Below are 17,293 nucleotides of genomic sequence, written 5' to 3' on the forward strand. Positions count from 1 at the left end.
AAATTAAAACGCCGCGAACGACAACGTTCGCGGCGTTTTGCTTTTCAGACGAATTCACCGGTCAGGACAAATGCTCAGCCAGCACCGCCAGGCTGGCAGTTGCGTCATCGCCCTGCACACTCGCAAAGGCCTTCAACCATTGTTCGAGTGCGAACACGTACTCACGGCCAGCGATTTTGACAACCAGTTCGCATGCCCCCTGCTCCTCAATCCCGCGAACGATCAGACTGTGGCCATTGTCCGGGTCGGCGAGTACCAGGTGGCCATCGACCCGCGACATCAGCCAATGCCCACACTCAGGCATATCCAGCACCAACAAGCCAGGTTCCGTCTCCTGCTCACCGGATGGGCGCCGTACATCAACAACGATGCAATCCAGACGCTGCCAGGTTGCGGCCGATATCCGATAACCCTCTGTGTGCGAACCAAAGGTCAGAATCAACCTTTCGATATTGTCAGCAAGCAATGGCTGCACCTCGGTAAGGTCATCACTCACTTCCAGCACCATGACCTCCTCGTCACGGTGCGCGTAGCTATCCGGCAACCAGACGCCATCGACCGTCCCGGCGCTGAAGATCAATGGGTCAATCGGGTCGAACAGCAGCGGATTGGCCGCATCACGCGTACCGAGGAACGTCGGCCATTTTCCATCGTCCCGAGCAGACACCTCGAATAGTCGATCAAGCTTCGGAACGTAGTATCGGTAGCGATTGCCAGTATTTTCAACGGGGAGAAACGCGGCATGGTCTTGCCCGTCCAGCCGCAGTTTTAAACGCTTCTGCAATTGCGCTGGCGTCTGGCCGGGAACGTATGACCAGCGGTTTTCCATGCCGACAATTCGCGCCGGTTGCTGATCCTGCAGTTGCAGTGTCACACCTTCGCGGGTACGCCCGAGCAGCCCGTCGCCATGCGGCAGCACTTCGCAAAACGCCCACGACGCCCATACTCGCTCGGCCTGTGGCAACACTTGGCGATGCAGCAACACGCTGCCGTTGCCGAACGCCGTGCGCAGTTGCTCGAGGGAGACCAGCGTCTGGCGCCACAGCTGTCCGGAAGAAACATCAAGCAGCCAAACCCCTTGCCGGTCGGGCGTCAGCCCCAGCAACGTCAGCTCGTGGTTGCCCATGGCGTCCATCAGCACAAGCTTTTCGTCGATACACCACACTGGCAGAAACGTCTGACCCGCTTGGGCACGCAGGCCGATGATGGCAAATGCGGCGCTGCTGTATTCCCTGGCAAGCGCCGGTAATGCCGCCAGCCAATCGGGGTTTTGTTGCAGCCAACGCTGGCCGAGGCCGACAAACTTCAGCACAGGTCTATCCAGCTCGGACAGCCAGTTGTCGTCCTTGGCGCCGAGGTCGATTTCGAACATTCGCCCATCGTCTTGGGTGGCCAGGAAGCTTTCGCCAACGCGCGTAACGTCGATCACACCCTTCGCAAGCGCCTCGTGCCACACCACGTCGTCACGCAGCTGGATGCCATGACTGAGCATTTGACTTTGCCGACTGTAAAACAGCAGCGCAGCGGCGGGATCAGAGGATCGAGGCATCAGCAACACCCTGTCTGCTTCAATGTCGGCGTCAGCCCGGAAGTACCTGTCGTGATGCGCGGCAATCCATGCCCGCTCAAGCAGTTGATCGAAGGACCAGGCACGGGCGTGAATGTATGGCGCGTAGGTCCAGGTGCTGATGGGCGAAGCCATGCCGGGTGTCTCGTCCGTGTAGGGACGACGCTGTTTCTGGCGATGGCGGAAAAACCCGATTCTCGTGCCCTCCTCGGGCTTGAGAAAAGAGTTTTCCAGACCGGGCGACCACATGTGGATGTCCGTCAGGGTCACTTCGCGGTCGGTCAGATGAAACTCCAGCGTCGTGCGCACACTCATGGACTTTTGTTCTACCAACTGCTGCGAAACTCGCAGAGTGCCGTCCGCCAGTTGCCCGAAAGCGCTGATTTTCGTACCGGGTTCCACACTCAGTAACCGATAACGATGCACGACCAGGCCGCTGATCACAGCGACGCGCCAGACCGTGGCATGGTCGGGATGATAAAACCACGCATGAGCAGCGTTGGCGGCGCCCAGCATCAGGCCGTCGTTGACTTCGCGCGGCAGATCGCGCGCAAATAACAAACGTTTTTGAGCGATGTCGTAAAAGGCCGTTGTGCGCACAGCGTGGCTGGCCGGACTGAACGGTACCCTGAACCGGTTAAGCGTGACGTAACCAGTGCCCAGGCGCCCTTCATTGTCTCGCTGGCGCAGATGGGCAAGGACATCACGCGGGTTGTCTTTAGCATCGTTGAGGGTGATGGAAAGCAGGCGCAGCGCCTGGCGTTGCCAATCCAGTTGAAACAACTCTCCCCCGGCCAGTTCAATCAACCCCTCGAACGCCGACAGCACGATACCGTCGACCGTCAGTTGACGCCCCGCCAGGTATGTCTGCGGGGCGCCGTCATCCATCTTGGGTGCATCATCAAAGCTGATCTGCTCGATGCTGGCCCAAGGGGCATGCACCAGCCATTGGGCCTTGCCATTGAATTTCACCGCTTTCAATCCCGGCGTCAGACGAAGCTGGCAGCGCTCTGACGTGGCGCTGATTTCGTAGGACAGCTTTTGCTGGCACTCCATCGGCAAAGTCGGAACCGCTAGCTGGCGCACCTGCTCGTCCAGCACCACACTGATCGTTGTCGGTTTATAGACCGGATGCAGTTTGTAGAGGATGTGTTTGAAAGAGGGTGTGCTGTGCAGATAAAAACGCCGGTTGCCCTGCTTGTCGTATTCCAGCTTGTCCGCCGCACTGTTGCGCAATTGCGGATAGCGTGTGTGGATGCGCTTATCCAGATGGCTCGTCAGCGTATCGCCCAGTGCCGTGAATGGATTGAACAACGAGTACCACTCTGGTACAGGTGTTTCACTGGCGTTGCGAGGCTCGACCTGCTCTCCCGGCAGAGGCTCGTAGACGTAGCCCGCGCCTCCCAGTTGATATTCGTAGCCGTAATAGCAGAGTGGTGTGCAAGGCAACACCACGGTATGCAGTGAAGCTGTCCCGGGGATATTCAGCGCTGTGCTCTCGGGTAGACCGAAAGCCTGCCGGATGTTGAGGGAACGGTGTATCTGCTGCGGATCATCGTTGTATTGCGGCAACTCGAGTGCGCCGCCGCCCCACGGATAAAAGCGCTGACTGTCAAAGCGCACCCGCCGGTCCTGCAAATCCAGATGGGTGATCACGGCTTCTGGCGGGAACTGCAATACACCCTCCGCGACAGTGAAAGCGCCCGGTTTGTAAGCGTTGTAGATGGCACGCAAATGATTGCCGACCGCTGTTGCCTTGTCGGCAATCTGCCCAAGATTGCTGGCGATGGCCGTGGCACCGATGCCGATACCGAGTAACGGCACAGACAGAAACGCCGCCGCAGCGCCAACCGTTCCGCCTGCCGCCAATGCCACAACATCCAGGCCTAACGCCACGGTGTTGAACGCCAGAGACGTAGAGAACCGCGAGCGCTGCTCGTGATTTTGCGCCAATGCCAGGTTATGAATGTCGAAGCCAATGTTGGCCAGCGAAAACGCAAAACCAACACCCGTGGCCGCGCGACCGAGTACACGGCCGGACAACGACGACTGACGCAAGAGCAGCGCCTGTTCACTGGCCACCGCCTGCCGCACCAGGTTGATCATCTGCGCGGTATCGCTGAGTACGCCAAAACCCAACTGCGCATAGCTGACGTAAACCTGGACCTGCAACGCGATCGACAAGGCTGGCAACTGATCACCGGCCTGGTATTCACGATGGCGCATTTCACTGATCAGCGTCTGGATCGCAAAGGCGAAACTCAAGCGGCTGCCGCCATCCGCCTCGGCCGCAGCACTCGGTTTGCCTACCTTCACCCGCTGATGCAAATGCTGCTTGAGCTGAGTGAAGCGCGGGTCGGCCGTGGTCACTGTTCGCACTTGATGCGGATTCTGTGCATCGACCAACGTCAGCGAGAAGCCGCCGTCCGCCTGCGATTTGAGCGTTTCCAGCAATGGCAAATATTCACGCCCGAGCGAGTGTTCACTGCGCAACCGCTGCATGGCCTGATCAAACGCCTGCGCCCAATAGCGCGCATCCACCTGTGCCAGGCTGGCCCCCATCCGCGCGTTTTCACCGAGCGAACGCTGGCGCGCCACGGCCTGTTTTGCCCAGACAGCGACACGGCGTGAATCACTTGAAGGAATGTGCAAAAAACTGTCCAGACGCAAACCGCTCGATAGCTTGCGGGCTGCCATCGCCTCGGTGTTCAACTCGATCACGTTGAATCGCGCCCCGGCCATCTCGCCCAGACCGTAGAGCCTGGCCAGGGCACTGTCGCCTGCACTCAGATAACGCTCAATGCCAAGTTTCACCTGCGCGCCTTTGGCGAACGCGTAAATGGCAAAGTTCGGGTCATAGAAGCGGTAGACGAATTGGTCTCCAGCCTGCACTTTGGCCACCAGCAAGGCGTGATCGCCGGTGTCGAGCAACAGGACGGTGGTCGCACTTTTCGCCTCCAGTGTCTGCATGACCGAGTCCAGACTCTGCAAGCCGCGGGATTCACCAATAGCACGGGTGGGCAAGGCCCGCAGTTCACTCAACGCACTGAGCAAAGCCTGTGAACTCGGTTCCTGATGGTTGACGTTGGCCGTGGCGACATGCCCCACCAATGTCCGTTCGGCCGACTCGCCGGCAGCCACCGCTGCGCCCATCAGCAACGCCAGCGGATAACACCGACGTCCCGGATCACTGCTCGTGTGCATCAGCAAATCCTGCGACAGTTGCCGGGCCGAGGTCGCGCCGGCCTCGACGAACATTTCGCGCACCAGCGCACTGCGCTGAAGAATCCGCGAACGGTATTCACCTTGCGCCGTGCGCGTGATCTGCCCGATACGTTCGCCCCATTGGCGCAAGGTCAGTGCTTCAAACAGTGCCTGAACCTTGAGTTCGCGGGCCGTCAGGAGGCCATGCACCTGTCCACGCGCCAGCGCGGCCTCGAAGGCGGGCGACTGCCGCTGACGCAGGGCTTTTTCAACCGCATCATAACGAGCGAAAGTACCGTCGCCGTCAGTTTCGACAGCGAGGTCGCGCACGGTTTGCCAAACGCTGGCAAAACTCGCGTCGTCCAGACTTGTCGCGCCGAAAATCCCCCCGAGCATGACGCGTACCAACGGGCTGAGTTGTTCCAGCGGCAGGGAATCATGGGCAATGCGGCTGAGCAGTTCGTTGAGGTTGCTTGAGGATTCGGCGCCATGGGAAACGGGCAGTTCGCGCACAGGTTGCGCAAGGATCAACTGACGATTATCGAAGCCGATGGAAAAGGCTTGGGTGAAGGTAATATCACCGCTGAGCTTGTCCCTCATGGCTCGCACAAAGGGTTCGCCCAGATCATCCATCAGTTGTTGCAGGACCGACGTCAGCAGCACTGCTTTACCGCCGACTACGGGCCAGCCTTGTTTGAACGTCAGCGTCTGTTGCGGCTGAAGCAGATCCGCCAGTTGGCCGGTGTAGCGTGATTTGAGTTTGCCGGTTTTCCACTTTTCCTGCTCTTTGGCCAGCCATTGCTCGGCGTCATCATTGACGGTCCAACCGGAGATCGCTTCCTCCTCGGTCTGCACGTTGTAACCCTCGGCCAGTCGCAAGCGCTCCTGAACCGTAACCTCGTTGTGCGGCAGGAGGTGAGTCTCGACATAGTTTTTCAACCCGGTAACCGCCGCACCCGGCCCGGTAAGCGCAATGGTGCCGCGCGATCCGACGCGAATGCCGTCACGGTAGTAACTTAAAATCGCCTCGCTCAACTTACCCAGAAAATCCTGCAGCGTGCGCGTCAGTTGCCCCTGCTCGATTTTCTCGTTCATGACGTTTTCTATGACGTCGAGCAATCGTTCAGTCTGTGACCAGTCTACGGACGACGCGATGGCCGACTGTTCAACGGCCTGCAGGCAGTCATAGTTGAACCGGATCAATTGCATGACCGCGAGCGTCATCTCGCTTTGCGGTTGTGCCAGCAGATAAGCGTTCATCTCTCTACTGAATTGCGCGCCCATACGCAGGCCATGCTGCGGACTGTGGACTTCACGCGGTGCGACAAATATAGGCTCGACGCCGGGCTTGCTGCGGGCAAAGACCAGCAGTGCCTCGCGATGTGCGGCAGGCAATGCATCCGTGTGATCGGTGTAGCGCAGACGATCGCGACCGGGCATCAACGTTTCATCATGATTGAGCAAAAGCTGCAAAACCCCTAGCCGTTGCTCGTCACTGAACCCACTGATGTCGACACCGCCCAGTCTGTCAGCCAGCGGCGGCAAGTAATCCATGTCACTGTAACGCCCGCCTTCGGCATATTCGGCCTGCAAGCGAACAACGTCACTTGCCGCCGCAAAGTTACCGCGCATTACCACTTCGCGTTGATAGACATCCTCTAGAAAGTGCCCGGCGAAATCCCGCCGAACATCACGCAACTGCAAGTCGCCGCCGGCCATTTGCAGATGGCTTTGCAAGCAGCGATGACGAAAGGCTTCCAGCGTCGTGCGGTCCTTGCCGTAAGCACGCACCATCAGGTCGATCCGGGCCTGATCAGCTTTCCCGCGCCACTGCGGTTGTTGCAGGTACTCGAACATCTCGCGCTTCAATACACGCGCACGATCTTCGATCATCTTTGCAAGTTCATCGGGGTTGGTCACGGTGTCCCCGCCAGACTCCATCGCAGCAACTCTGGCGCTATCGGATATAACCCGATTCATTTCGAAAGCTAGTAACGCATCGCTGTCGTACCAGAGATTGAACTGGTAACTCTCGGCAGCCAGCACCTGACGCCAGATATTCATGTAATCGCGCTGGATATTGCCAACCTCACTGCCGCCCACCCAGACAAAATGCATGATTTTGGGTATCGGACTGGGCACCTCACTGAGCATGTTTACAGTGCCCGCCAAACGGGCGGCGTAATCGCGTAATTTTTCTTTGACGGTATCGATCAACGCTATCGCGGGCGCGGAGTTACGCTTTGCCAAGCGTTCAAAATTTTCCAGAAAGAGTGTTACAACCTGCAGCTTTTGAGCAAGGCTCGTGGCTTGGCCGGCATTCTCGTAAAGCGCCAGCAACGTTGTATATTCGGCAGAAGCGGAAAACGCCTTGAATGCGCGCTTTAACCCGGAGTATTCATCAGCGGAAATAAAATTAAATTCGTCAACATATTGCTCCATGACACCCATCAGACTTCATCCTTTATTCGTTGAGAGAATCCTCAACGAAGTTAGTCTGCTCGTGGGGCAACTTCAAAAAGCACAAAATTCAAATAGTTTCCCAAGAAACATCAAACAACAGACAAGTTGATTCCGCGCATAATTCGGTAATAAACAGGTGCATGACAAGTCGTTCGATAAACAAACGAAGCGGCGCGCGCAACGGATGCGCCGCCGTGTTTTAAACTTAATCGTCCGGTAATGAAGTTCGACTTGATGTCACACCGAGGCAACTTATTTACAACTTGCCTCGGCTCGGCACTCAGGAAAGCGGCTTTTCGCCGTACCAGCGCGGCGTGTAAACCCAATCACCACCGCTGGCACGCGCAAACGTGCAGGTGGTCGAAGAACCAATCAGCACCATGGTGCGCATGTCCACTTGTTCCGGGGTCAACGCGCCCAGTGTCGTGGTGCGTAGAGTCTGGCCGGGACGACCGATGTCGCGGCCCAACACCACCGGTGTTTGCGGCGTGCGATGCTGCGCGACAATCTCCAGCGCCCGGCCCAGTTGCCATGGCCGCGCGCGGGAGATCGGGTTGTAGAACGCCAAGGCCAGATCCGCTTCAGCGGCCAGATCCAGACGCTTTTCGATGATCGACCAGGGCTTCAGGTTGTCCGACAGCGACATCACGCAGAAGTCATGACCCAGCGGTGCGCCGGCTTGCGCGGCGGTGGCCAGCGAAGCGGAAACGCCCGGAAGGATTTCCAGATCGACGCTGTGCCACGCCGGATCGGCCGACTCGTGCAACGCTTCGAGCACTGCGGCAGCCATGGCGAACACACCCGGATCGCCCGAGGACACAACGATCACCGAGCGTCCCTCGGCGGCCAGTCTGAAGGCGTGACGGGCGCGTTGCATTTCTTCACGGTTGTCGGTGCAGTGCTGCACTTGATCGGCGCGAAACGGCCCGGCCATGCGCACGTAGGTTTCGTAACCGAGCACATCGGTCGCGCGAGCCAGTTCGGCTTTTACCGCCGGCACCATCAGCTCGGCAGCGCCGGGGCCGAGGCCGATCACGGCGAGACGACCGCGTGGCCGGCCAATGCTGGAAACCTCCAAAGGCTGCTCGGCGACTGCGATTGCCATGCCGTGGCCAGTCAGGACCGTTGCCGCTGGCACTGCGAAACGCGCCAGGGTTTCGAGGTTGCTTTGTGCCGCGACAAAGCGCAGCGGCACACCCAGCTCAAGCGCCGCTTCACGCAAAAGTGGCGAAGCCATTTGCGTCTCGCTGGCCAGCAGACAGGCCAGCGACTGCACGGCGATCTTCGCCTGCTGCAACGCGCTGCGAACGGCATTCGCCAGGTCCGCCGTTTCAGCACTCACCGCCACCGCCACGCTGCGTGGATAGATCATTAATTCACTGGCACTCGCCTCACGCGCGGCACTGCCGACATGAATCGAGCGCTGCGCCTGCGGATCTTCCAGCAATTGCGCCTGATCCAGCCACGGCGCCGCGCCTTCGATGCGCACGCTGTGGCCAGCCAACAGATCGGAGACGAAACGCTTGCCCAGTTCCAGATCACCCAGTGCGTAACCGCTCGGTGGGTTGAGTAGGCACGTGCCGAAGCGCAACTCGCCGCTGGTGGTAATCGCCGCTGCGACTTGCAGCCCGGCAGCGATGTCTCGCGCCATGACATTGACCCCGCCGAGGCCGCCCAACAACGGCACCACGGCGCTGCCGTCTTCGGCCACGGCGAGTACCGCAGGTTCGGCGCCCTTCTCCAGCAACAGCGGCGCCAGCGTGCGGATGACGATGCCAGCGGCGCACAGTGCGATGATCGGCGTGTCCTGCTGATACAGCGCGCGCAGGGTCTCGCCGAATTCCCGATACGTGCAATCGGCGCCTTCGACGCGCCCGGCGAGGCCGTGGATCTGCGCCGCCGGATAGACCTGCTGAATACGCCGCGCGGTGGCCAGGCTGCCCTGACCGAGAATGACGATGGCGGGGATGGATTGAGTCATCAGCCTTGCCACCGTTCGCCCGGCACGATGATCAGCGAGAAGTACGGCGACGACATCGGCTCGACCTGATCCATCGGCACAATCTTCTGATTGGCCATGGTTGCACGCTCGACGTACAGCGCGCGCTCGGCCAGGCCGAGTTCTTCCAGCACCTGACGCACTTTCGGGAAATTGCGCCCCAGCTTCATGATCACCGCCGCGTCGGCATCGGCCAGTCGGCGTTTCAATTCTTCATGGGGCAACACGCCCGATAGCACCGACAGACTCTGATTGCGATACACCAGCGGCGCGCCCAGTACCGAAGCGCCGCCGAGCATCGAGCACACGCCCGGCACCACTTGTGCTTCGTAGCGAGTGGCGAGGCGGTCGTGCAGGTACATGTAGGAACCGTAGAAGAACGGATCACCTTCACAGATCACCGCGACATCGCGACCGGCATCCAGATGCGCGGCGACCGTCTCGGCAGCTTCATCATAGAAATCGCTGATTACTTGCTCATAGGAGAGCGGCGCCGGCAGCACTTCGGTGGTCACCGGGTAGACCAGCGGCAGCAGGTTCTGCGCTTCTTGCAGGTGCGCCTCGATGATGCCGAAGGCGTTGCCCTTTTTGCCCTTGGCGACGAAGTACGCCACCACCGGCGACTCACGTAGCAGGCGCAGGGCTTTGACAGTAATCAGTTCCGGATCACCCGGGCCGACGCCCAGGCCAATCAAACGTCCTTTGGCCTGCATCATTCGATCTCCGTGGCGAGGGCGTTAACGGCGGCGGCGGCCATGGCGCTGCCACCGAGGCGGCCTTGCATGATCACGAACGGCACGCCTCGGCTGTCAGCGGCCAGGGCGGCTTTCGATTCGGCGGCGCCGACGAAGCCGACAGGGAAGCCGAGGATCAGCGCCGGTTTCGGTGCGCCGGCGTCGAGCATTTCCAGCAGATAAAACAGTGCGGTCGGCGCGTTGCCGATCACCACCACGCTGCCTTGCAGATGCGGACGCCACAGCTCCAGTGCGGCGGCGGAACGGGTGTTGCCCAGTTCACGCGCCAGATCCGGCACGCTCTCATCACGCAAGGTGCAGATCACTTCGTTGTTGGCTGGCAGGCGCGCACGGGTCACGCCTTCGGAGACCATTCGCGCATCGCAGAGGATCGGCGCACCGGCGGCCAGCGCGTCGCGCCCGGCCTTGCCCGCGCCTTCGGAGAATTGCAGACCGTCGATCGCCTCGACCATGCCGCAGGCGTGAATCACCCGCACCGCGAGTTTTTCCAGATCGGCCGGGATGCGCGCCAGATTGGCCTCGCTGCGAATGATCGCGAAGGAGTTGCGATAAATCTCCTGACCATCGCGGATGTAATCAAGCATCAATGGGGCTCCGAGAGCGGGCGTCGAGCAGGGTCGCGGCCGCTTCAATAGTAAGGTTGCGAGCGTGCAGCGCGCCGAAACCCGGCAGCGTTGCATCGCGAAAATAGAGGTCGTAATGACCGGGACTGACGGCCAGCAACGTCACCGGGGCACAGTGGGCGGCGGCGCAAGAGCGCGTGCAGCCGCTGAGGTGTACGTTGAGGGCCGAGGGCAGCAACGTCGCCAGATGGCGGGCGTCCTGCTTGGTGTCGGCCAGGCCTTTGCCGCAGCCATTGGAGCCGGTGCAGGCGATCAGGCGTGCAAGGGGTTCGGCAGCGCAAGTCAGCAGGCTCAGTTGCTCAAGTCCCTCCAGCACTTGAGCCGCATCGCTTGCTTTGACATCCGGCAGCAGCAGGCTTTGCCAAGGTGTGAAACGCAAGCTGCCATTGCCGAACTGGCGGGCCAGTTGCGCAGCCCCGCGCAGCATTGCCGGATCGAGACGGCCGAGCGCCGGCACCGCACCGATGTACACCTGACCCGCCGTATTCTGTGGATGAACGCCGATGTGCAGATCGTCCGCCACGGCCGTGCGCTGCCAATGGCTGACTGCCTTGATCGGCAGACACGTTCTCAGTTGTTCGAGAATTGCCAACATCGGCCATTCCTCGAGCAAATGGCGCATGCGCGTCTGCTCGGGACGCGCCCACGCCAGGAACAGCTCCAGCACTGCCACCACCAGCGCATGGCCATGTTCCAGCGCCACCGCGCCGATCGCGCGATCCGTCGGGCATCCGGCCAGACCGAACGCCAGCAAAGTTTCACCGTCACGCTCGAACGCCGACAACCACAGGTCATGAGAGTGTTCGAGCATCGCCAGCGCTTCACCGCCATCGAGTTGCACGGCGAACTTGGCGCTCAACTCGTGGAAGCGTGGATGGCTTTGCAGCGTGTCGATGATCTGCCCTGCAAGGCCGCGCGTGTCGAACTGCATCTGCCGATCGATCCCGGCAGCGGGGCTGAGCATCAGGTTGCGCACATCGTCAGCGGCCGCCGTACGCGGGCCGAGACCGGCGGCGAGCAGACGCTCGATCAGCGCTGCGGATTGCTCACCGATCCCGCGAATCTGCAGATTGGCGCGGTTGGTCGCCTCGATCGCCGCGCCGAACTGTTCGGCGGCATCGGCCACCGCGTCGGCCTGATCGGCACTGATCGAGCCGCCATTGAGCTTGATCCGGCAGATACCGCCGTCCAGTGCCTGGACGATACGCAGCAACCCCGGGCAGGCCGAGGGGCGTAGAGCGTTGGACATCGGGCGTTCGTTCAAGGGGCTGACCGGCTGCGTGGGAAAGGCGCTTCGCGGGCGAAGGCGCGGTATTATGCCTGCTTTGTCCGCTGGCATGAAAAGACTGCCCGTCGGAACGGCGTGTTTAGAGGAATATAGATGTCACCCTGGCTGACGGTAGTGGGAATCGGTGAAGACGGCTTCAAGGGCCTGGGCAAAAACGCCCGGCGTGCCCTGCTGGGCGCTTCGCGGATCATCGGTGGCCAGCGTCAACTGGATTTGTTGCCGGTGTGCATTCGCGGTGAACGGCAGTTGTGGCCGAGTCCGTTTTCCCTCGCGCCTGTGCTCGAACAGCGTGGCGAAGCGGTCTGCGTATTGGCCAGTGGTGACCCGATGTTCTACGGCGTCGGTGCCAGCCTCGCCCGCCAGGTGCCGAGCGACGAGATGCTGATCCTGCCAGCGCCGTCGTCCTGTTCACTGGCCGCCGCCCGCCTCGGTTGGCCGCTGCAGGAGGTGGTGACGCTGTCGCTGGTGGCCCGACCGCTGGCGGCGCTCAATGCCCAATTATTCAGCGGCGTGCGGTTGTTGTTGCTGAGCAACGACGGTCAGAGCCCGGCGGCGGTTGCGCAATTGCTCCGCGAGCGCGGCTTCGGCTCGAGTCGTTTTACCGTTCTCGAGCATCTCGGCGGTGACGCCGAGCGGCGCATCGACAGCACCGCCAACGCTTGGGACAACGCGCCGATAGCCGACCTCAATGTCATCGCCGTCGAATGTCTGGCCGACGCACAGGCTCCGCGTCTTTCACGTCTCGCCGGATTGCCGGATTCGGCATTCCAGCATGACGGCCAGTTGACCAAGCGCGACGTACGCGCCATCACCCTCGCCCGCCTTGCCCCGACCCCCGGCGAACTGCTCTGGGATGTCGGCGCCGGCAGCGGTTCGATCGGTATCGAGTGGATGCGCGCGCACCCGAGCTGCCGCGCCTTGGCCATCGAGGCCGATGACGGCCGTCAGCAATTGATCGAACACAACCGCGATGCGCTGGGTGTGCCTGGCCTGCAATTGATTCGCGGCAAAGCACCGCTGGCACTGGCCGGGCTGGAGCGCCCGGACGCGATTTTCATCGGCGGCGGCGTGACCCGTGAGGGCGTCTTCGAAACCTGTTGGGAACACCTGAAGCCCGGTGGCCGTCTGGTCGCCAACGCAGTGACGCTGCAAAGTGAAGTGGCGCTGATGAACTGGCGCGAGCGCTTCGGCGGCGAACTGACGCGCATCCATGTCGCCCAAGCGCAGCCACTTGGCGAGTTCGACACCTGGCGTCAGGCGTTGCCGATCACCCTGCTCGATCTGGTCAAACCCCTCGATGCGTGACGAAACCGCCGAACAACCCGCGCCCTTGCGCAGCGGCCTGACCACCGGCAGTTGCGCCACCGCCACCAGCCTCGCCGCCGCGCGTCTGTTGCTCGGCGGGCTGTCGGCGGATGCGGTGCAGATCGTGTTGCCCAAAGGCAAACAGGTGCAGATGCGTCTGGAGTTCTGTCGTTTGACCGATGACGGCGCCGAGGCCGGAACGATCAAGGATGCCGGCGACGACCCGGACGTGACCCACGGTGCGCTGCTCTATTCGCGGGTACGGCTTTTGAGTGAGCCGGGCATTCGTTTCAATGCCGGTACGGGCGTGGGCACCGTGACTCGGCCGGGACTGGTGCTGGGTGTCGGCGAACCGGCGATCAACCCGGTGCCACGCAAAATGATCAGCGATCACCTGACGCTGCTCGCCGCCGAGACCGGTTACGGCGGCGGCTTCGACGTCACCGTCAACGTCGAGGGCGGCGAAGCGCTGGCGCTGAAAACCATGAATCCGCGACTGGGCATTCTTGGCGGGCTGTCGATCCTCGGCACCAGCGGCATTGTCCGGCCGTTTTCCTGCGCGGCTTACATCGCTTCGATTCATCAGGGTATCGACGTCGCCAAGACCAACGGCTATCTGCACATCGCCGCCTGCACCGGCAACGCCAGTGAAGACACCATGCGCCGGGTCTACAACCTGCCGGAGATCGCCCTGATCGAAATGGGCGACTTCGTCGGTGCGGTGCTCAAGCATCTGCGCAAAGTGCCTGTGGATAAACTCAGCCTGTGCGGCGGCTTCGGCAAGATCAGCAAACTGGCCGCCGGGCACATGGATCTGCATTCGCGGCATTCGAGTATCGACTTGCCGCAACTGGCGGAGTGGGCCGCGGCGATTGGCGCCGATGAGGCTTTGCAGCAAGGCATTCGTGAAGCCAATACCAGTCAACAGGCGCTGGCCATGTCCAGTGCAGCAGGGATCGCCCTCGGTGATGAAGTCTGTCGCCATGCGTTGAATTTCGCCCGCAGCGTGGTGCCCGCGCAGGTGCAGGTCGAGGTGTTTGCGATTGATCGTCAGGGCGGAGTTGTCGGGCATGCCGGAGGTTTTGCATGAAAAGAATTTTGCTGCTCGGCGGCGTCACGGAAGCGCTGGCGATTGCCCGCACACTCGGGCCAGAACATATCTACAGCCTCGCCGGTGTTGGCCGGGTGCCGACGGATCTGATCTGTCAGGTGCGTGTCGGTGGTTACGGTGGCGCTGAAGGTCTGGCGCAATTCATCCGCGACGCAGGCATCGATCTGCTGCTCGACGCCACGCATCCGTATGCCGCGCAAATCAGCCAGAATGCCGCGACCGCCGCGCGGCTGACCGGCATCCCCTGCTGGGCCCTGCGCCGTCCGGCCTGGCAGCCGCAGCCCGGTGATGATTGGCGTGAAGTCAGCGACTGGGCCGAGCTGATCACTGCCCTCAAGCCGTTTCGCCGACCGCTGTTCACCCTCGGCCGCGAACCGCTGCAGCACCTTGATGAAATCCCCGCCGACCAGTTCTGGACCCTGCGCGCCCTCGACGTCTACCCCGGCAACGAACGCTGCGAAGTGATCGGTGCGCGTGGGCCGTTTCTGCTTGGGGATGAGCGCGCACTGTTCGAGCGGCGGCAGATCGATGTGTTGATCAGCAAGAACAGCGGCAGCACCGCCACCGAGCCGAAGCTGGAAGTGGCGCGTGAGCGTGGGGTGCCGGTGGTTGTGTTGAAGCGACCGGGGTTGCCGGGGGTTGATCGGAAATTTCGATCAGCGTCTGAAGTCCTTGAAGCCCTGACGACGTCAGACTTTTCCTGACTTCGAGTTTATTAGCGAATTTACCTGCAATTTTTGAGGACGCAGCCGACTGTTTTTCACTACATCCTCACCCCAATACTTCGGTTCCTTTAATCCCGACAAGCAGACAGCCAAGAAAAGCGGCTTGCCAGCTTGTATCCCAAGGAATACGATCCCGACATGATCGCTTTTGAACGATCCCGCATATTTTCCGAATGGCTCGACTCCTTGAAAGACATCAAAGGGAAAGGCCGAATCATCTCCAGAATTAAAACAGCCGAAAATGGCAACTTCGGTGATTGCGGGTTCGTCGGTGACACTGTTTATGAAATGCGTGTTCATTACGGCCCCGGTTACAGGATGTACTTCACACGCAAAGGCGAAGTGATTTATCTGCTGCTGATCGGGGGCGACAAATCGACACAAAAAAGAGATATCAAACGCGCCGTGCAGATGGCTCATAACATCGGAAATGAGGAGTAAATCATGACCGAAGAATTCGCCCGTTTTGACGCCGCTGAGTACCTCAAAACTCCCGAGGACATGGCGGCGTATCTGGATGCCTGTTTTGACGACGATGAAGGCGACGGCGTCCTTATCCGTGCAGCGCTCAATGACATCGCCCGGGCTCAAGGCATGACACAAGTGGCGCGGGATGCAGGTTTGGGCCGCGAAAGTCTTTATAAAGCGCTGAGTAGCACTGGCAATCCCGAATTCGCAACTATCATGAAAGTCATGAAGGCTCTGGGTTTGCGATTGCATGCCGTAACACTGTGAACGCGCTGCGACACCAAACCGCACGACGCTTTTTTACTTATCGGCCCTGATCAGGCTAAATAGCCGCGCCTGATCGCCCACCCAATGGATCTGTCCCATGAACCGACACCGGCTAGCAATTGCCTGGATCGCCTGCTTTGCAGTGCTGTTCAACATGCTCGCCATGCCGATGACCGGGGCGATGGCGCAGGCGGCCAATTCACCGGCCGAGCAATTGCTCTGGAGCAGTTTCTGCACCGGCAGCGGGACCAAGATGGTGGCGATCAACATCGGCACCACCGAGCAAAAGGCCCCGACCAACGACAGCCATTCGAACATGCAGCACTGCTGGTGCTGCTCAGGCTCGGCGCCATTGGTCGCGTTGCCGGGACATTCGCCGCAGTTGTATTTCGCTCGCTATGAAAGCAATCGCAGTGTGGCGCCCGCCTTGCTGCAAACACCGACGCCGCGTCAGCAATGGCCGAGTCTCAATCCCCGCGCTTCCCCTCTGGTTTGATTTGTTCGCGCAATTGACCTGCGTTTCAAATCGTTCTGGAGAACTGCCATGTTGAACAAACTCATAGTCGTCGCTGCGCTGCTGTTGCCGGCGTGCTTTGCCCATGCCCACGAATACAAGGCCGGCGAGCTGGAAATCGCTCATCCGTGGTCGCAAGAGCTGCCGCCGAATGCGCCAACGGTTGCCGCCTACTTCGTCATTCACAACGGAGGCAAGACGGACGACCGCCTGCTCAGCGTCGATTCGCCCATCGCCCCCGAAGCGCAACTGCACGAACACGTCATGCAGGGCGATCTGATGAAGATGCAGCAAGTGCCGAGCGTGGCCATTCCCGCCGGCGGCAACGTGACGTTTGCGCCGATGGCCTATCACGTGATGCTGCTCAACCCGAGCGATCGCAGCCTGCTCAGCGACGGCAAGCACTTCCCGCTGACACTGCATTTCGAGAAGGCTGGTGACGTCACCGTCGACGTCTCGGTGCAGAAGAAGCCGCCGGAAACCACGCAGGCCCACGCGCACGCCCAGTAAGCCTTCCGGCAGACTCCGCCCATGCGCCCGCTGAGCGCCAGGCCCTCCCGGCAACGCCGTCAGACTGAACACCTGACTCGCGGCAGCTGGATCGCCCTGTTCGCCATGTTGATGATCTCCATCGGCCCACTGATTTCTCAGTCGATGCCGATGGATCAACACGCCTCGACATCGATGCCAATGCGCATGGACATGTCGATGGACATGCCGGGCATGGATCACAGCGGCCATGATGCACAACCGACGGCAGAACACTGCCCGCCGCAATCCTCGCACCACGTGCTCTGGGAAAAGTGCGGTTATTGCAGCCTGCTGTTCAATTGCCCGGCACTGACCGGTGGCGGCGATTTCGTCGCTTTCAATATCCCGCCGCTGAACACCTTCACCCCACCCGCCCCACGCCTGGGCCACGCCCGGCAGACCTTCTTCCCCGGCGCCCGCAGCCGCGCCCCGCCCGTCGCAGCGTAAACACGCACCTTTGATTGCACACGGTT

General features: G+C 60.8%; 13 protein-coding genes. 8 read left to right on the forward strand and 5 right to left on the reverse strand.

What is annotated here, in order from left to right:
• Positions 1-61 precede the first annotated feature (61 nt).
• The 5 genes from KBP52_RS15375 to cobG all read right to left on the reverse strand — a co-directional run bounded on the left by KBP52_RS15375 (position 62) and on the right by cobG (position 11,860).
• On the reverse strand, positions 62-7,021 hold the full coding sequence (locus KBP52_RS15375) for a TcdA/TcdB pore-forming domain-containing protein (protein WP_249122183.1): 6,960 nt from the start codon (positions 7,019-7,021) through the stop codon (positions 62-64).
• A gap of 493 nt (positions 7,022-7,514) precedes the next feature.
• Positions 7,515-9,215: a precorrin-3B C(17)-methyltransferase gene (gene cobJ / locus KBP52_RS15380; RefSeq protein WP_212620490.1), complete on the reverse strand. Its 1,701-nt coding sequence runs from the start codon at positions 9,213-9,215 to the stop codon at positions 7,515-7,517.
• Complete coding sequence (locus KBP52_RS15385) at positions 9,215-9,946, reverse strand: precorrin-2 C(20)-methyltransferase (protein WP_212623131.1); 732 nt, start codon at positions 9,944-9,946, stop codon at positions 9,215-9,217. Before KBP52_RS15385 ends, cobJ begins: the two co-directional genes overlap by 1 nt.
• Complete coding sequence (locus KBP52_RS15390) at positions 9,946-10,572, reverse strand: precorrin-8X methylmutase (RefSeq protein WP_077570758.1); 627 nt, start codon at positions 10,570-10,572, stop codon at positions 9,946-9,948. Before KBP52_RS15390 ends, KBP52_RS15385 begins: the two co-directional genes overlap by 1 nt.
• Entirely contained in the window at positions 10,565-11,860 is a 1,296-nt protein-coding gene (gene cobG, locus KBP52_RS15395) for a precorrin-3B synthase (protein ID WP_282961160.1), read from the reverse strand. The genes KBP52_RS15390 and cobG overlap by 8 nt, the downstream gene beginning before the upstream one ends.
• A gap of 132 nt (positions 11,861-11,992) precedes the next feature.
• On the opposite strand from cobG, the gene cbiE reads away from it, so the two are divergent.
• The 8 genes from cbiE to KBP52_RS15435 all read left to right on the forward strand — a co-directional run bounded on the left by cbiE (position 11,993) and on the right by KBP52_RS15435 (position 17,267).
• On the forward strand, positions 11,993-13,204 hold the full coding sequence (gene cbiE, locus KBP52_RS15400; RefSeq protein WP_123593089.1) for a precorrin-6y C5,15-methyltransferase (decarboxylating) subunit CbiE: 1,212 nt from the start codon (positions 11,993-11,995) through the stop codon (positions 13,202-13,204).
• Entirely contained in the window at positions 13,197-14,294 is a 1,098-nt protein-coding gene (locus KBP52_RS15405) for a cobalt-precorrin-5B (C(1))-methyltransferase (RefSeq protein WP_116031763.1), read from the forward strand. The genes cbiE and KBP52_RS15405 overlap by 8 nt, the downstream gene beginning before the upstream one ends.
• Positions 14,291-15,019: a cobalt-precorrin-6A reductase gene (locus KBP52_RS15410; RefSeq protein WP_212620491.1), complete on the forward strand. Its 729-nt coding sequence runs from the start codon at positions 14,291-14,293 to the stop codon at positions 15,017-15,019. Before KBP52_RS15405 ends, KBP52_RS15410 begins: the two co-directional genes overlap by 4 nt.
• 159 nt (positions 15,020-15,178) lie before the next feature.
• Positions 15,179-15,481, forward strand: coding sequence for a type II toxin-antitoxin system RelE/ParE family toxin (locus KBP52_RS15415; RefSeq protein ID WP_122606498.1), 303 nt, complete (start codon positions 15,179-15,181; stop codon positions 15,479-15,481).
• Positions 15,482-15,484: 3 nt separating this feature from the next.
• Positions 15,485-15,775, forward strand: a complete 291-nt coding sequence (locus KBP52_RS15420; protein ID WP_007914567.1) for an addiction module antidote protein — start codon at positions 15,485-15,487, stop codon at positions 15,773-15,775.
• A gap of 97 nt (positions 15,776-15,872) precedes the next feature.
• Positions 15,873-16,271: a DUF2946 domain-containing protein gene (locus KBP52_RS15425; protein ID WP_123593086.1), complete on the forward strand. Its 399-nt coding sequence runs from the start codon at positions 15,873-15,875 to the stop codon at positions 16,269-16,271.
• Positions 16,272-16,319: 48 nt separating this feature from the next.
• Positions 16,320-16,799 carry a copper chaperone PCu(A)C gene (locus KBP52_RS15430; RefSeq protein ID WP_123593085.1) on the forward strand — a complete coding sequence of 160 codons (480 nt, stop codon included), beginning with the start codon at positions 16,320-16,322 and terminating at the stop codon, positions 16,797-16,799.
• Between the two features lie 21 nt (positions 16,800-16,820).
• A complete protein-coding gene (locus tag KBP52_RS15435; RefSeq protein ID WP_123593084.1) occupies positions 16,821-17,267 on the forward strand; it encodes a DUF2946 domain-containing protein in 447 nt (148 codons plus the stop codon).
• Positions 17,268-17,293: the final 26 nt, after the last annotated feature.

The sequence above is a fragment of the Pseudomonas sp. SCA2728.1_7 genome, assembly GCF_018138145.1.
Classification (GTDB): Bacteria; Pseudomonadota; Gammaproteobacteria; order Pseudomonadales; family Pseudomonadaceae; genus Aquipseudomonas; species Aquipseudomonas koreensis_A.

Coding starts and splice junctions, on each gene's coding strand:
- cobG (WP_282961160.1), bottom strand. CDS start 11,860: ATGTCCAACGCTCTACGCCCCTCGGCCTGCCCGGGGTTGCTGCGTATC.
- KBP52_RS15425 (WP_123593086.1), top strand. CDS start 15,873: ATGAACCGACACCGGCTAGCAATTGCCTGGATCGCCTGCTTTGCAGTG.
- cobJ (WP_212620490.1), bottom strand. CDS start 9,215: ATGACTCAATCCATCCCCGCCATCGTCATTCTCGGTCAGGGCAGCCTG.
- KBP52_RS15420 (WP_007914567.1), top strand. CDS start 15,485: ATGACCGAAGAATTCGCCCGTTTTGACGCCGCTGAGTACCTCAAAACT.
- KBP52_RS15385 (WP_212623131.1), bottom strand. CDS start 9,946: ATGCAGGCCAAAGGACGTTTGATTGGCCTGGGCGTCGGCCCGGGTGAT.
- KBP52_RS15415 (WP_122606498.1), top strand. CDS start 15,179: ATGATCGCTTTTGAACGATCCCGCATATTTTCCGAATGGCTCGACTCC.
- cbiE (WP_123593089.1), top strand. CDS start 11,993: ATGTCACCCTGGCTGACGGTAGTGGGAATCGGTGAAGACGGCTTCAAG.
- KBP52_RS15410 (WP_212620491.1), top strand. CDS start 14,291: ATGAAAAGAATTTTGCTGCTCGGCGGCGTCACGGAAGCGCTGGCGATT.
- KBP52_RS15430 (WP_123593085.1), top strand. CDS start 16,320: ATGTTGAACAAACTCATAGTCGTCGCTGCGCTGCTGTTGCCGGCGTGC.
- KBP52_RS15390 (WP_077570758.1), bottom strand. CDS start 10,572: ATGCTTGATTACATCCGCGATGGTCAGGAGATTTATCGCAACTCCTTC.
- KBP52_RS15435 (WP_123593084.1), top strand. CDS start 16,821: ATGCGCCCGCTGAGCGCCAGGCCCTCCCGGCAACGCCGTCAGACTGAA.
- KBP52_RS15405 (WP_116031763.1), top strand. CDS start 13,197: ATGCGTGACGAAACCGCCGAACAACCCGCGCCCTTGCGCAGCGGCCTG.